We start from the raw sequence: 15931 nt of genomic DNA, 5'->3' as shown, positions 1-15931 counted from the left end.
CAACTTAATCTTAATAAAAGTTGTGAGTACCTCTTTTTTGAAAAAAAACAAAAAAAGCAGTTGCAAACTCAATTACAACTGCGATTTTACTTTTGTTGGTTTTTTATATTGTTAAGCTTTGCCAACAAATTTATTTACAGCAAAACTTGCTTTATTTATTACATCATAGTTGATATAATAAATATGAAACTTACCGGTAACTTCTACCGACACTACTCCAGACATTCTCAAAATTTTGAGATGCTGAGAAGTAATACTTTGTTCTAAATCGAGATTGCTGTAAATTTTGTTGACATTTATTGATTTATTTTGATCAATAAACTCCAAAATTTTTAATCTCAGTGGGTGAGCTAGTGCTCTCATCAACTCCGACGAATAATGCAACTTATCATTGTCGAAAGTAACCTTTGTACCTCTCATGTGTTTTCCTTATTTTAAATATTTTAAGACCTTGGCACAAATATGAAGAGATATTTTTTAATGACAAAGAAAATATTAAAAAAATTTCTAATTTGTTAAAAAAAAATCTCTAAAACGGCCTTTTAACAGGAAATTTAACAATTTTGAGTGTAATTGTGCTACATAATTGGTTGATGATCATTAGCTAATAGAGGGTGGCTGAAAGAAATTTCTTAATTGGTTAAATCCTCAACCAAAGATGAAATTTGACCTAATCTTTCCTTGTCAAGGGAATAATAGATAAATTTACCCTGACGGTCAGTTGCTACCACACCAGCTCTTCTTAAGATTGCCAGATGCTGAGATGCTACAGATTGTTCAAGCCTCAACTTGATATAGATATCAGTAACAGTCATTGTCTCACCATCTTCAAGAAGATCGATAATTCTTTGTCGAAGCTTATGGTTTACAGCTCTAAGGACTAATACTGCTTTTCTCAGGTCAGCATAATCTAATTGAACTTCCTTGCCTCCTTTTTTTAAAATAACGGTTTCGTTTTTCTTATTTCTCATACGAAATGATTTGTTAGTTCACGGAATTCTAATACACTATTTCAATAACCGTACCAAACATTTAAGAAAGCTTTAATTTTTTAGGTAAATTTTTATATTAAGATTAATTTTATGTATAATCAACTATAAAGTAGAGAAAAAGTTTATTTATAATAAAATATTCTTTGAAGATTTTGTGATATTCGGAGACTTCAGATAGTTAGGAGTGTAGTACGCCAAGTCCTGAAATTGTTTATTTTCATAATATTCAAATGCTGTTTTTGACATGTAGTCTGCTGAAGTCCGGGTATGAAATAATCTTACATTGTCAGAATAATGTTTTTCAAAGTACTTTTTGGCACCATTTCCGCAAAGATGGAAAGTACTATTTTCACCTTTATATATATGGAGTATGTCTTCTTCAATTATTAATGATTGAGTAGATGTTATTTGGGTTAGATTGCCTTTAAAAAATGCAGTATATACTTCCATCCGTCGGGCATCGATCATTGGAATTATATAGTCTTCTGGTAATATTGTTGGGTAATCTATGCCACGTGCCAAAATGAACAGACTATCTATAGCAATCAATGGAATCTTTAATGAATAACAAATACCCTTTGCTACCGATGATCCCACTCTTAGAGAGGTATAAGATCCGGGTCCGTCACTGATACATACGGCATGGAGATTTTTTATTGAGATTTCTGCCTTTGCAAGGCATTCAATAATAAGCAAGGTTAGTTTTTCTGTATGACTGTTGGGCTCTACTGATTCCACCATTGAAATTGTAGATCCGGAAGCTGAAATTGCCACAGAACAAACATCAGTCGATGTTTCAAGCTGTAAAATGAATGCCATATACCTACTTTGTTGATAATATGGACTTATACTTTTTAGAATCTCTGAGAATTTCTATGGCTTTCTTTACATCGGCGTCATCATCCAGTGTTTGCATTACTTTTCCTTTTTGATGATAGTATCTGGTGATGATTTCTTTTTCCAACTCATCTGTAATTTGCTCCTTAGCCATATTAAAATCGTTGATTTTATTGGATTTAATCCGTTCAAGTGTTTGTTGAATTTCTCTGATTTCAGATTTGTTTGCAGATGCTTCGAGAGATTTGATAGCCTCTTTCAGGTGTTTTTCTTCCGGCAATTCATATTCAAAGCCTTGTTTCTTAGTAAATTTTGAAAATGCTTCAAAATCCTTAAATTCAAATGTACCTACTTTTTCGATACTATCTTTATTTTTACAGTATTCATTGGCAAATTCATAAATCACATATTTATCTATCAGAGCCTGGGTGATTGGCAACAAACTTCTTGCTTCTGTTTTGATATCGGGAGTGACACCACCTCCATCAAGGACTAATCTTCCATTTTTTGTTTTAAATTTTGATCTTTGACTATCAGGTATATCTTTTGGTTCGCCGTTTTCATATTCGACACCCTGGATACATCGACCGCTCGGTATATAGTATTTTGAGATAGTCAATTTAAGTCTGGCATTGTATGGCAATTCTTTAGTATTCTGAACCAGGCCCTTGCCGAATGATCTTTGTCCGATCAATACACCCCTGTCCATATCCTGTATGACTCCCGAAACAATTTCTGATGCGGAAGCTGATCTTTTGTCAATAAGGACAGCAAGTGGCAAATCGAGATCTAACGGTGGCACTATAGTTTTATAAGTCTGGTCTCTTTCCTTTACTTTTCCTTTGGTAGTGACTACAACTTCACCTTGTGGAACAAAAAGGTTACAGATGTTCACTGCCTCATGCAAAAGACCTCCTCCATTTTGTCTGAGATCAAGTATAACACCGGACATATTTGGGTTTTTTTCTTTCAATTCCTTAAGTGCTTTAGAGATATTGTTACTTGCATTATTTGTAAAGACAGTCAATGAAATATATCCTACGTCATCGGTAACAAATCCTGAATATGGTACATTGGGTATATTTACTTCTCCTCTCACAAGGTTTATATCTTCAGGAGATGATTTCCCGTTGGGAATTACTTTCAGTTTGAGAGCTGTTCCTGGCAATCCTCTCAATATAGCATTAATTTCATCCAGTTTTTTATTTTCAATATTGATTCCATCTATACCAACAATCTGATCACCGGCTTTCAGCCCTGCTTTGATAGCCGGGCCTCCTTCATAAGGTTCGATCACTTTAAGTTTATTTTCTACAAGTGCCACTTTAGCACCTATACCCTGGTATTTTTCATCTTCATTGATCCAATAACTTTCTATTTGGGATTCAGACACGAAATTTGTATATGGATCCAATGTGTTTGTCATCGCGTCTATGGCCTTTCTCATCATAGTACCAGGGTCCAGATCATCGACAAAATTGGTGTTCAACTCTCGATATACGCTGATGAAGATTTCAAGATTCTTACTTATCTCAAATAGTTTGTCGCTATTGATGTTGACAGCCGCTATCCCAGACAATACTGAAATACTAAATATCAGGACTTTTAATTTTTTGTTCATATTTTGGAAAACTATATTTGAATACTATAACGCTAAAAATTAGAATTAGTCTTTAATAAAATCAATAATTGTTTTAAAAAGTTCATCAGGTTGGTCAGCATGTACCCAATGACCGGCTGAGGCAATTGTTTTAAACCGGGCATTGGGAAATACTTGCTTGATATCGGGCAGGTCTTCATTATTGATATACTCAGACAATTCTCCCTTAATAAAAAGTGTATCTGTGTAACAAGTATGATCAATAGAAATTGGGGCAAGGATATTTTTATATTTTTCGAATAATAGAGGAAGGTTCATCTTCCAAACGAAGTGACCATCTTTGTTTCTTGTTAAGTTTTTCAACAGAAATTGTACTGTTCCTTTATCATGCAAGATGTTTGAAATTGCTATTTCTGCCTCCTCTCTTGCTTTTATTATAGATAAGTCCACTGAAAGCAAGGCCTTAAAAACATCTTCATGCCCTCCTGAATACGATTTGATGCCTATGTCTATGACGATAAGTTTTCTGATGTCCGTGGTATGGTCAGCAACAAACTGTAATGCTGTTTTTCCACCCATACTATGACCAATCAGAATTGCTGAATGGATCCAGTTTTCCTCCATAAATCGATAAAGATCATCTGCCAGAATATTGTAGTTAAAATCTATAGTGTGATCTGATCTGCCATGATCACGTTGATCTATCAAAATGGCCATATATCCTTCCTGACTAAGTTTTTTCCCTATGGTTATCCAGTTATCCAGCATTCCGAATAATCCATGGAGTATGATTACAGGTGGCCCGTCGCCCATTGTGCGGAAGTTTAGTTTTGGTTTCATAAATGTTGAAAGGTTTTTTATATTGCGCAAAATTAGTAATATGCAACAACCAAAATTAGATTTTTATTTTTTAATCTTTTCTTTTAACATTTTAATAATTTTATTATTTTTACAATTAAATTTTTAATGCACGCAGTTTTGAAAATATTGGACTATCAGACAGCTTATAAAATCATTTGATAGCAGAAATTAAAGACAAAAAATCATTAAACCACATAAATATTTTAATCATGAAAATGAAACGATTATTCGATTACATTACAAAACAGTTTGACGATGGTCCCTTGGACAAATTTGTAGGTTCGCGTGACGAGGCGGGAAACTGGAATTTTTATAGTACAGGACAGGTTATCGAAATGTCCAGAAAACTGGCCTCTGGTCTGCTCGACATGGGTATCGAAAAAGGCGATAAGGTAGGTCTGGTAGTTTATAAAAATCGTCCTGAATGGGTCGTTGCTGATCTCGCGATCCAATACATCGGAGCTATAGGTGTGCCTATGTATCCTACTATCAGCTCCCGGGAGTATGAGTATATCATGAATGAAGCTGAAGTTAAGGTTTGTTTTACAGGTGCCGGCGATTTGTATGACAAAGTTTCACTGGCACAAGCCAAAGTAAGTACATTAAAAACAATTGTGTGTTTTGACAGACATGGCGAAAGACCTTTCTGGACAGATATTATGAGCGAAAAAAATCTGGCAAAAGTTCAGGAAATAAGTGATACTATAAAATCCGGTGATCTTGCAACTATTATATATACATCGGGAACAACGGGTAATCCAAAAGGCGTAATGTTGACGCATAATAATATCATCAGTGTAGTGGAAAGTTGCTGTAATTTGTTACCTGTCTTGAGAGGAGAAAGGGTATTGAGTTTTTTACCTTTATGTCATATCTTTGAAAGAGCAGTTATTTATGTTTATACTTCTATAGGTACAGAAGTCTATTTTACCGGAACAGATAATCTTGGAGGTGAGACAGGTGATCTCGCTGCTGTCAAACCGCACTACTTTACTACTGTACCAAGATTGCTTGAAAAAGTGTACGAAAAGATATACAATAAAGGACTCTTGCTTACAGGTGTAAAGAGAAAACTTTTCTTCTGGGCATTGAGCCTTACAGATGATTTTGAACATGGAAAGACATATTCCGGTTTGGATGCCATAAAACGTAAAATAGCTGACAAGCTGATATTCAGTAAGTGGAGAGCTGCTCTTGGCGGTAATGTAAAGGCTATAGCTACCGGAGCCGCAGCTTGTCCTGCAAAGATTGCAAGGGTATTTTCTGCAGCAGGCATTATAATCACTGAAGGTTACGGCCTCACTGAGACATCACCGGTACTTACTCTCAACGATTACTATAGCGGAAATAATAAAATCGGAACAGTAGGAGTACCACTTGATATGTGTGATATCGTTATTGATCGTTCTGAAGGAGACTATAATGAAGGTGAAGGTGAAATCCTGGGAGCTGGTCCTAATATTATGATGGGTTATTATAAGCAACCTGAACAATCGGCAGCTGTATTTAAAGAATTGAATGGCAAAACATATTTCAGAACCGGAGACATCGGTACTTTTGTCAACGGCCCCAATGGTAAAAAATATCTTAAAATTACTGATAGGAAAAAAGAGTTGCTCAAAACCTCTGGTGGAAAGTATGTCGCACCGGCACCCATAGAGAGCCTCCTGAAAGAAGAGTTTTTGATAGAACAAGCTATGGTAGTGGGTGACTCCAAAAAGTTTGTTTCAGCTTTAATCGTACCATCAGTAGATGCATTGAAAAACTGGTGTGACGAGCATCACGTAGCCTGGACATCACTGGATGAAGTGGTCAATAATGAAGGAGTGATTTCCAGATATCAACATGCCATAGATCTGGTGAACGAAAATTTCAGCCATATTGAGAAAATCAAGAAGTTTACCATCCTTCCTACATCCTGGGATGCAAGTAAAGTCGATGGTTCTGAAGCCGAATTGACACCTACCATGAAGCTAAAACGAAGAGTAATACTTCAGAAATATGGTGAAGAAATTGACGCCTTGTATGCATGATGCTAATGCATACTGATGGCTCTGAAGTGGCTTGAAAGACAAGATTTAGATGTATTGAAATGGGAACAGTGTATCGATGATTCACTGTTCCCTTCTCTTTTTGCAAGATCATGGTATCTGGATATCATGACAGACGGTAGGTGGCAAGCCATCATTGATGAAAATTACAAGGCTGTTTTTCCGGTATTAAAAAAAAAGAAGTTCGGTTTACCTTACATCACCATGCCTTTTTTATGTCAACGTACCGGAATTGTTACTTTATCTGATCACCATACGGATCCTGCAGCTTTTAGTAAAATATTGTTGGCCCGGAATTTATTAAAAATGGATCTTAAAATGGCAAGTCCCGTCATCCCTTTAGGCAAAACTAATGTAAGAGTCAACCATATCCTTCCGCTTACAAAATCATATCAGGATATACGCAAAAGCTACCATCGTAACACAGTACGAAATATCACAACATCCCAGAATTCAGGAACAGAAATCACTGTGGAATACGATGTGAATCTGATGTTTAATTTTATAAAAAACTATGACATCACTGGCCTGACGCAAAAATTCAGCCATAATGTCCAGCAATTACTCTCTCAATCCATCCAAAAGGGATCAGGATTTGGACTAAAAGCCACTTTGAATGACGAATTAGTTTCTATCGGTTTTTTTATTTTGGATAGTGAAAGACTTTATTTTTTACTTTGTGCGTCCAATGAAAATGGTAAAAGAGTAAGATCTATGTATCAGATGATTGATTACATCATTCAGTATAATGCTTCTAAAAAACTTATACTTGATTTTACAGGTTCCAGTGCAGAAAATATTGCGCGGCGAAACGAAGGATTCGGGGCTGAAAAGGAAATATATTACCATTTAAAATGGAATATATTAGGTTTGTAAAATTAACCTTTATAGTAAACCCTGTACACTACATTTGCGTAATCATCAGATATCAACATCGATCCGTCACTGGTGCAAAAGATATCCACTGGTCTTCCCCAAACATCATCTGTCTGTTCATTTAACCACCCTGTGATAAATGGTTTCACAGCTTTAACACTTCCATCATCTTCAAAGATTACCTGGACAATATCATACCCACTTTTTTTGCTTCTGTTCCATGACCCGTGTCTCGCTATAAAGAGAGAATTTTTGTATTGTGAAGGAAAATTGTCGCCTGTATAAAACTTAAGTCCAAGCGGTGCAGTGTGAGGACCTAACTTTGTTGCAGGAGGTACAAACTCAGAGCATTTCCTTTTTGTCCCAAATTTCGGATCAGATACATCGCCCTGATGACAATATGGGTATCCGAAGTGCAAGCTGTCCTTGATAGCAACATTGAGCTCACATTCAGGAGTCTCATCACCCATCAAGTCTCTGCCATTATCAGTAAACCAAAGTTGGTTTGTCACCGGGTGCCAGGTAAATCCGACAGTATTTCGGATGCCGGAATGAACGATTTCCACACCCGTGCCGTCTTCATTCATCCTGGTGATGGAATTAAAAACCGCATCTTCGGATTCACAAATATTGCACGGAGCTCCTACAGGAACATACAATTTGTTGTCAGGTCCAAAAGCGATATATTTCCATCCATGATGTTTTTCCGTGGGATATCTATCATAAATGACGATTGGGGTACCTGGAGATGACAATTTAGTTTCGATATTTTTAAACTTTAATATTCGATTTACTTCAGCTATGTACAGATTTCCATCTTTAAAAGCCACACCATTGGGCATATTCCCTTCCTTGAGAATTACAAATTTTTGATCGATCACATTATCGCCATTTGTATCCTTCAAGGCAAAAACATTTTTACCGGACCTGTTTCCTACATACAAGGTACCTGATGGAGATATACACATTGATCTCGCATTTTCAATGCTGTCAGCATATATTTCTATTACAAATCCCGTAGGCAATTTCAGACTATCCAGTGGCAGGGAAGATAGATTTTTTGATGCGATGAAACTGAGAGGTGGGTTGATATTGAAGTAATATTTTGCTGACAGAAGTACGATCAATAACACTAAAATTACAGCGGCAAAGATTTTTATATATTTCACTATCTTTTTTTATTTCAAAGATAAAGAAAACTTTCATCTCCTTATCAGGAATGAGTAATAAAACATGTATGAAATTTTTATTATATAAATAATTCCCACAATAACAATATTTTATATCTTTGCACTATCGTCAAAAAATTTACACTCTAATTACATCTGCCGCTTTGAGCTAAATGATGAAACTTTAAAAATACTCTTGTTTTAGAGTGTAACTTTTATTGTATTGAACATAAAATTTTAAACATGTTATCAAGTTTACTGACACCTTTGAGTAATGCAGATCAAGAATATGGCGAAAACTATTTTTTCTCCATGGTGAATGAAGATAAAAACCCTTTTTTAAATTTCAAAGGACCTGGAGTCGGGCTTATTACATTTAAGACAGAGACAGGTATGGAACTTAGGAGAATGATAAGGTCTCTCCATTCACATTTCCGAAATATCGATATATATGATTTAGGATATATTGCGGATGAAAATCAAAAGGATAAAATTACAGAGTTTTGTAATGCTGCAGGAGTACTGCCTGTTTTTATTGGGGATGGTAGCAGAGGCCTTGCCAATATTGCCAATGATTGGTCCAATTGGATCATATCCAACAAAATTCATAAAGAATTTCCTGCTTGCAACTATACCGGTTATCAGCGTCACCTCTGTACTCAGGATGACATTTTTCAGACTGAAGAATATCACTACAATCATGTCAGCCTCGGAAAGATGAGATCAAATCCTGCGATTCTGGAGCCATCGCTGAGAGATATCGTCAACCTGTATGTGGATTTAAGAGCTTTAAGGACGTCTGATGCTCCCAATGTCAAATATACTTACCCTACAGGATTAAATGCTGAAGAGCTGTGCCAGATAATGAGACATGCGGGCACTGGTGGTCAAATTAGCGTAGTGCATTTTGATTTTGAACTTAATAATAGTGGTTGTCTGCAGGAATCACAACTTCTGGCTGAATCTATCTGGTATTTTGCGGAAGGCGTCAATATCAGGGTGGCGGACCATCCGCTTAGATCCAATGACTTTACTACATTTGTTATTTATGCAGGTATGATAGATGATGATCTGGATTTTGTAAAACACAACCAAACGGGCAAATGGTGGCTCAAACATCCTGAATCAAAGGCAAACAGATACCTGGCTTGTTCGTTTGAAGAATATCAGGCATCAATAGGGGAGGATTTGCCAGAAAGAATCTCAAAATTTATTCACTTTGAATTCTGAGATATAGGACTTTAAAAAAGTTAAAAAAGTTATACTTTGTAAATCTTGAGTCTATTCAGAGACCAAACATTTTATGATGTAATAAAGGGATTTTTAAGCTTCCCAATAAAAGTATGTTTAAATTTTTATGTTTGAGCGAAAGTGAGGAAATTTAATTTTGAACAAGATGACTGAATTTACTGCATTGTAGCTTGAAGCTACGGAATTTGATAAGAAATAGAGCATAGAGCGAAAAAATGAAATGCACCCAAAGTAGATGGGACAAATGAACTATTCATATAAACACAGATCAATATGCCGGAAACATCAGTCGATTGTTCATGATGCCTCTTGGTCTGAATTTGACCCAATTTTCTTTATCATACAATAATCTATCTTCAATCACTGCAAATACCGCAAGATTTACACCCATACCGATATGGCTTGATCTGACTTCAATATTTTGATGGATGTCATCTTCTACAGGCTCTATGCAATATTTCCATGGGACAACACCATCTGTTTTTGAGTAAATGGCTGTAGTAGGGACATTCGCTGGTCTAGGAAGGTCTTCAAGGAGAGTTTGGTTTACGTCTTTTACTTTTTTACCATAATTGAGTAATGAATATATCCAAGCAATGTTATTTGGCTCACTGAGTCCAATAAACGGGGAAGCCAGAGTGATCACCTGTCTGGTGATATTTGGTCTTTCTTTTGCAAGTTGTCGGGCAAACACTCCTCCAAGGCTCCAACCTATAAGACTGACTTCTCTTCCGGTTTTGATATGAATTTCATCCAATCGTTCGAGTAGTAGCTCCATGTACTCAAGTTTCCCCATATTTCGACCCAAACCCCAATCATATACCTCATAACCCAGATTGGCCACATACTTCCTTAGTGCTTTTGTGGAACTTTGTGAACTCAAAAACCCCGGCAGTATCATCACAGGATGACCGTCTCCTATTTGTTTTTTTTGTGTTACTCGTTCAAACGGAATGGAAGCGCTCCTTTCAATCAGAGCTCTTCCGGGCTCACTCAGCAACCACATTAACGAAGGCCTGCTCATTGACTCAAACATGGATTTTACTATATTGACATGTAAAAGTAATTCTTTAGGAAAGAAAAAAGTTCAATAAAGGCAAAATATTGTATTTGCTAAATTTATACATATCAAATATAAATAATATTATATGTGTAGTTATTAATATTTTATTTTATTTAAGTTAATTATAAATTCAAATAATAAAATAAAACCCAACTTTTACATTTAAAATGTAGTAATAATTTGGATCAGCTACGATAATTTTTTTCTTAAAATAAAAGCATGTTTAAATTTTCATGACAGAGCGACGTGATGAAAATTTAAACATGCTGTTGAGACAATGTTTTATAAAACTACTGTTTATAAAATTTCTTTGCCATCAATTCTCCATTTTCAAGCTGAACTGTGACTGTATACAATCCACTATTGAGATGTGTGATATCAATATTGCCATAAGAATCATAAAGATTGCCTGAATGTACCACTCTCTTAAACTGATCATAGATAGTCACTCTACTGATATCTTCATCTACAGCTATATTGAGGACATTGGCTGTTGGATTTGGAAAAACATTGATCCTGTTGCCTACAGATATTTTTTTACAGATCTGATCTTTACATGTTTCGGCTCCATTGACTACGATCATACATACCTCATATGATGCTGCTTTTTCAAACTGGAATCTTACATCTTTTCCTGTGAGTTCCATTTTTATATCCCTGGCATACCAGTAATACTTTGCTTTTTCATCACTTGATTTACCACTGAATATCACTGTATTTCCTTCAGATTTGTAGGTGAAGTCAGGTGAAAGTTTACATTCTGTTTGATTTGTTATATTTATTTTTTTGCATACAGTTTGAGTGCAGCTGGTTGAATCTATTGCATTGGATGCTGAAGATCGGGTCACTTTAAGACATAACTGATAGTCTCCCGGTTTGTCAAACTTAAAGGTAGCATCCTTTCCTTCAACAGAAATACCATTGCCAAATGTCCAGTAATATTTTACATTACCACTTCCATGGGAACTGGCTTTAGCTCTTAATACATCTTTCTCTACCTCATAATTAAATTCAGCACCGAGATTACATGCTCCGGCAGTATTAAGAATTTCGATACGTTTACAAACTTTCACTTCGCAGATGCCCGCATAACCAATGACACAAACTTCATATATACCTGGCTTTTCAAATGGTATCTTAACTTCGCGACCTTCATATTTTTTATTCTGACTCGGTACATACCATGTATATTTAGTATTGTCTGCATTGCTTTTAGCCTGGAAAATACCTGTAAAGCCATCGATTTTGTTTTCTGTTTCAATTATCAGATTACAAGAAGGGGTTTTGACAAAAACTTTTACAGTTTTACATACTGACTGAATGCATGGCTGAATACTGGAGACAGGGCTTAATTTGTACACTTTGAGGCAGATCTGATATTCACCTGTTTTTTCGTACTGAATTTTAGCTTCCTTTCCTTCAGCGGATGTTCCATTGCCAAACGTCCAATAGTATTTGGCAGTATCCACAAGTGCTGATTTCCCGACTACTTTTACTATACCTGAGCTATCTGTTGAATAAGTGAAGTCAGCTCCAAGATTGCAGGTAGCGCCTATCTCTACTCTTTTACATTCTTTAACTTCGCAATTTCCGGAGTAAGCCTTGACGCAGACCTCATAGATGCCCGCTTTTTCAAATGGGATCTTTATTTCGCGGCCTTCAAATTGTTTATTACTACCTGCGACAAACCAAAGGAATTTTGTATTGTCAATGTTGGTTTTAGCCTGAAAGATACCTGTGAGGCCTTCGGTTTTACTTTCAGTTTCCACTTTCAGATTACAAGGTGCAGCTTTGACGATGACTTTTACAGTTTTGCATACAGCCTGAGTACAGGACTGAACTCCGGAAGCTGTAATTGCAGGTTTCAACACTTTCAGGCAGATCTGATATTCTCCTGATTTTTCGTATTGATTTTTTGCTTCTTTGTCATCAGCAGATGTTCCATTGCCAAACGTCCAATAGTATTTGGCAGTATCCCCAAGTGCTGATTTCCCGACTACTTTTACTATACCTGAGCTATCTGTTGAATAAGTGAAGTCAGCTCCAAGATTGCAGGTAGCGCCTATTTCAACTCTTTTACATAATTTTGCTTCGCAATTGCCGGAGAAAGCCTTGACACAGACCTCATAGATGCCAGCTTTTTCAAATTGGATTTTTACTTCGCGGCCTTCAAATTGCCTATTGCTACCTGCTACAAACCAAAGGAATTTTGTATTGTCAATGTTGGTTTTAGCCTGAAAGATACCAGTGAGGCCTTCGGTTTTACTTTCAGTTTCCACTTTCAGATTACAAGGTGCAGCTTTGACGATGACTTTTACAGTTTTGCATACAGCCTGAGTACAGGACTGAACTCCGGAAGCTGTAATTGCAGGTTTCAACACTTTCAGGCAGATCTGATATTCTCCTGATTTTTCGTATTGATTTTTGCTTCTTTGCCATCAGCAGATGTTCCATTGCCAAACGTCCAATAGTATTTGGCAGTATCCCCAAGTGCTGATTTCCCGACTACTTTTACTATACCTGAGCTATCTGTTGAATAAGTGAAGTCAGCTCCAAGATTGCAGGTAGCGCCTATCTCTACTCTTTTACATTCTTTAACTTCGCAATTTCCGGAGTAAGCCTTGACACAGACCTCATAGATGCCGGCTTTTTCAAATGGGATTTTTACTTCGCGGCCTTCAAATTGCCTATTGCTACCTGCTACAAACCAAAGGAATTTTGTATTGTCAATGTTGGTTTTAGCCTGAAAGATACCAGTGAGGCCTTCAGTCCTATGTTCATAAATTATAGATAAACCACAGGAGTCTCCGGGGAAAGCATTGATTTTTATAGTTTTACACTTTACAAGCGAACAATTGCCACTTTTCACTTTAAGGCAGATTTCATATTCTCCGCTTTTTTGGTATTCTGCTTTTACTTCTCTGCCATCTTCAGATTTTCCATTGCCGAAGGTCCAATAGTATTTGGCACTATCACTTAAAGATGATTTTCCCGTCAGTTTTACAATATTTCCCTGAATGGTGTACAAAAAGTCAGCCTGACCACAATCCTGACTATAAATACTTGATGCTAATAATACTAATAGAAATACTTTGGAAGACGACCTGATGATTTGTTTAAAATGGATGTTCATGATTTCATTGATTTAATTATTAGTATAGAATGCTAAACAGAGCAAAACGCTCCCGACTCCTACAAATTATTTATTAAATATTCAACAAATATACAAAAAATAATGCAAAATGTGTGTATTTATTAGTGAATCTTGTGAAATTAATAACATCCATTATTGTTAGAGATGGTGATTAAAAATGGCACAATAACTAATTTATACATTTATTTTTTACATATATATTTTAATTTAAAAATTATATTTAAAAATTATCGAAGTATTGTGACATATTATATATTTTTAATGTATATATTTGCATGATTTATTGTTCTTAAAATAGAATTTAAGTGTTTTTTAGAATATTGTATACCACCGCATTGCTTTTGGTTTATGGACAATTAGTTTATGCCCAACACAGCATTGAAAGGCTGCCTGAACCTATCAATACTGATTCTTTAGATGAAATTTGTCCTGTTGTTTCATACGATGAAAAATTGCTTTTTTTTACGAGAAATGCTGATCCGGATTGTAATAAAACACTGATCATAGATGGTATCAACCTTTACAATATTGCATCAAAAAAAGAGTATAGTGAATCACTCAGGATGGTATATTCGCAAATTGCCTCTGAATATATCCCTGACCCTCTATCATCAGGATACAATCAGGATATATGGTATACAAGACTTAATAATGGTCAACCTTACGGCATATTCCACCCATCATACCCAATCAATGATGTGCTCCCTAATAGTATTTGTTCCAACTTCGGAACATCCAATAGTTTTTTGATTATCAATCAGTTTTTTCCTGAAGGAGGAATAGAAAAAGGTTTTTCTGTGTCAGAATTTGACGGGGAGTCTTTTACATTTCCCCGACTCTTGCACATCGCGGGTTTTAATCAGATATCTTCAGAAATCAATCTTACAGCAAGCAGAGACTCAACCATCCTCATACTTGCTATGAAAGGCGGCAGCACCAGAAATATGGATTTATTTGTAGCTTTCCGAATTTCGGATGGCAGATATACTAGCCCTGTTCATCTGGGTCCATCTATCAATTCTGAATACCGGGAATCAACACCTATGTTGTCCCATGATATGAAAAAACTATACTTTGCTTCAGACAGAACTGATGGATATGGGGGTACTGATATTTATGTTTCTGAAAGGTTGGATTTGACATATACAAACTGGTCGAGACCTAATAAGCTGGATCCACCTTTGAACAGTGAGTATGACGATGCTCATCCGCACTTGATGAATGATGATAATACCATATTTTTTACTTCCAATAGAAATGGTAGCAGTGATATCTTCAAGGCCAAACTCAAGCGTTCCAAAATTACTATTCCCATCACAGTAAATATCAAAGTGATACATCAGGAAACAGGAAAAAATCATCCCGCAGAAATATCATGGGGTCCAGCCTACAATAATATAAAATCAAACACTTTTTATTCTAAAAACGGAATATGTAAATACAAATTTTTTGAGAATAAAGCAATGGTATTTCAAGCTGCCAACAGAGAACTTCAAAGTGAAGAAGTCATCATTGATCCGCAATATTTAATCGAAAATGGGAAAAATGTGATAGATATAGAGCTTATTCTTATCCCACAACAGAAATTAATAATAAAAAGGACGGATATTGAGCAAAGATGGGAAGCAAAACCGGAACATTTAGTCAAAGAAACTTCAAAACCTGCAGGAAGCATCAAGGAGGACGTTGAAAATAGAGATGATATGCCACTAAAAATAGTGGAAGATATCATCGTTCATAATATATACTTTGAAAGAACCAAACCAGAACTGTTGAAAGAATCTTATCCGGAAGTTCTGAAACTTGCAGGCTTGCTCACAGCTAACCCATCAATGAACATAAGTATCGCAGGTCATACAGACAATGTCGGTGAAAAAAATGCACTGATAAAATTGTCACAAGACAGAGCTATTGCGATCAAAAAGATATTGTTGGAAAAAGGTATACCGGCATATAGGGTTACTGCTCTGGGTTATGGCGATACAAAACCTCTGGCACCCAATGACACTGAACAAAACAAAAGTAAAAATCGAAGGGTGGAGATAAAGATATTGGCAAGCACCTCATCAAGATGAGA

At 36.0% G+C, this 15931-nt stretch carries 13 protein-coding genes; 4 read left to right on the top strand and 9 right to left on the bottom strand.

Annotated features, from left to right (window positions below; all coding sequences use genetic code 11):
• Positions 1–111: 111 nt before the first annotated feature.
• The 5 genes from IPK35_20695 to IPK35_20675 form a co-directional block, all read right to left on the bottom strand.
• Positions 112–420, bottom strand: coding sequence for a helix-turn-helix transcriptional regulator (locus IPK35_20695; protein ID MBK8055619.1), 309 nt, complete (start codon positions 418–420; stop codon positions 112–114).
• A 212-nt stretch (positions 421–632) separates the two neighbouring features.
• Positions 633–971 (bottom strand): helix-turn-helix transcriptional regulator, encoded by a 339-nt coding sequence (locus IPK35_20690; protein ID MBK8055618.1) that lies wholly within the window; start codon positions 969–971, stop codon positions 633–635.
• A 147-nt stretch (positions 972–1118) separates the two neighbouring features.
• Positions 1119–1811, bottom strand: a complete 693-nt coding sequence (gene tsaB, locus IPK35_20685; GenBank protein MBK8055617.1) for a tRNA (adenosine(37)-N6)-threonylcarbamoyltransferase complex dimerization subunit type 1 TsaB — start codon at positions 1809–1811, stop codon at positions 1119–1121.
• Positions 1812–1815: 4 nt separating this feature from the next.
• A complete protein-coding gene (locus tag IPK35_20680; GenBank protein ID MBK8055616.1) occupies positions 1816–3450 on the bottom strand; it encodes a PDZ domain-containing protein in 1635 nt (544 codons plus the stop codon).
• Positions 3451–3495: 45 nt separating this feature from the next.
• On the bottom strand, positions 3496–4269 hold the full coding sequence (locus IPK35_20675) for an alpha/beta fold hydrolase (GenBank protein ID MBK8055615.1): 774 nt from the start codon (positions 4267–4269) through the stop codon (positions 3496–3498).
• 230 nt (positions 4270–4499) lie between these two features.
• Here IPK35_20675 and IPK35_20670 point away from each other — a divergent pair, with 230 nt between their 5' ends.
• Positions 4500–6323 carry a long-chain fatty acid--CoA ligase gene (locus IPK35_20670; protein MBK8055614.1) on the top strand — a complete coding sequence of 608 codons (1824 nt, stop codon included), beginning with the start codon at positions 4500–4502 and terminating at the stop codon, positions 6321–6323.
• A 15-nt stretch (positions 6324–6338) separates the two neighbouring features.
• On the top strand, positions 6339–7217 hold the full coding sequence (locus IPK35_20665) for a hypothetical protein (protein MBK8055613.1): 879 nt from the start codon (positions 6339–6341) through the stop codon (positions 7215–7217).
• A gap of 2 nt (positions 7218–7219) precedes the next feature.
• Here IPK35_20665 and IPK35_20660 read toward each other — a convergent pair whose 3' ends face one another.
• Positions 7220–8185, bottom strand: coding sequence for a sorbosone dehydrogenase family protein (locus IPK35_20660; protein MBK8055612.1), 966 nt, complete (start codon positions 8183–8185; stop codon positions 7220–7222).
• 444 nt (positions 8186–8629) lie between these two features.
• Between IPK35_20660 and IPK35_20655 the strand changes: the two genes are divergently transcribed.
• Complete coding sequence (locus IPK35_20655) at positions 8630–9616, top strand: hypothetical protein (GenBank protein MBK8055611.1); 987 nt, start codon at positions 8630–8632, stop codon at positions 9614–9616.
• 289 nt (positions 9617–9905) lie between these two features.
• Here the strand turns inward: IPK35_20655 and IPK35_20650 are convergent, their stop codons facing one another.
• The 3 genes from IPK35_20650 to IPK35_20640 form a co-directional block, all read right to left on the bottom strand.
• Positions 9906–10673, bottom strand: coding sequence for an alpha/beta hydrolase (locus IPK35_20650; protein MBK8055610.1), 768 nt, complete (start codon positions 10671–10673; stop codon positions 9906–9908).
• Between the two features lie 317 nt (positions 10674–10990).
• The gene (locus IPK35_20645; GenBank protein ID MBK8055609.1) at positions 10991–13081 is read right to left on the bottom strand and encodes a T9SS type A sorting domain-containing protein; all 2091 of its coding nucleotides are present in this window, start codon (positions 13079–13081) and stop codon (positions 10991–10993) included.
• Positions 13082–13083: 2 nt separating this feature from the next.
• The gene (locus tag IPK35_20640; GenBank protein ID MBK8055608.1) at positions 13084–13833 is read right to left on the bottom strand and encodes a PKD domain-containing protein; all 750 of its coding nucleotides are present in this window, start codon (positions 13831–13833) and stop codon (positions 13084–13086) included.
• 326 nt (positions 13834–14159) lie between these two features.
• On the opposite strand from IPK35_20640, the gene IPK35_20635 reads away from it, so the two are divergent.
• Positions 14160–15929 (top strand): OmpA family protein, encoded by a 1770-nt coding sequence (locus IPK35_20635; protein ID MBK8055607.1) that lies wholly within the window; start codon positions 14160–14162, stop codon positions 15927–15929.
• Positions 15930–15931: the final 2 nt, after the last annotated feature.

This window comes from Saprospiraceae bacterium, from assembly GCA_016713025.1.
Taxonomy (GTDB): Bacteria; Bacteroidota; Bacteroidia; order Chitinophagales; family Saprospiraceae; genus OLB9.
This window is presented reverse-complemented; position numbering and strand designations above follow the sequence as displayed.

Coding starts and splice junctions, on each gene's coding strand:
- IPK35_20660 (MBK8055612.1), bottom strand. CDS start 8,185: ATGTGTATATCTCCATCAGGTACCTTGTATGTAGGAAACAGGTCCGGT.
- IPK35_20640 (MBK8055608.1), bottom strand. CDS start 13,833: ATGAACATCCATTTTAAACAAATCATCAGGTCGTCTTCCAAAGTATTT.
- IPK35_20695 (MBK8055619.1), bottom strand. CDS start 420: ATGAGAGGTACAAAGGTTACTTTCGACAATGATAAGTTGCATTATTCG.
- IPK35_20680 (MBK8055616.1), bottom strand. CDS start 3,450: ATGAACAAAAAATTAAAAGTCCTGATATTTAGTATTTCAGTATTGTCT.
- IPK35_20655 (MBK8055611.1), top strand. CDS start 8,630: ATGTTATCAAGTTTACTGACACCTTTGAGTAATGCAGATCAAGAATAT.
- tsaB (MBK8055617.1), bottom strand. CDS start 1,811: ATGGCATTCATTTTACAGCTTGAAACATCGACTGATGTTTGTTCTGTG.
- IPK35_20690 (MBK8055618.1), bottom strand. CDS start 971: ATGAGAAATAAGAAAAACGAAACCGTTATTTTAAAAAAAGGAGGCAAG.
- IPK35_20675 (MBK8055615.1), bottom strand. CDS start 4,269: ATGAAACCAAAACTAAACTTCCGCACAATGGGCGACGGGCCACCTGTA.
- IPK35_20670 (MBK8055614.1), top strand. CDS start 4,500: ATGAAAATGAAACGATTATTCGATTACATTACAAAACAGTTTGACGAT.
- IPK35_20665 (MBK8055613.1), top strand. CDS start 6,339: ATGGCTCTGAAGTGGCTTGAAAGACAAGATTTAGATGTATTGAAATGG.
- IPK35_20650 (MBK8055610.1), bottom strand. CDS start 10,673: ATGTTTGAGTCAATGAGCAGGCCTTCGTTAATGTGGTTGCTGAGTGAG.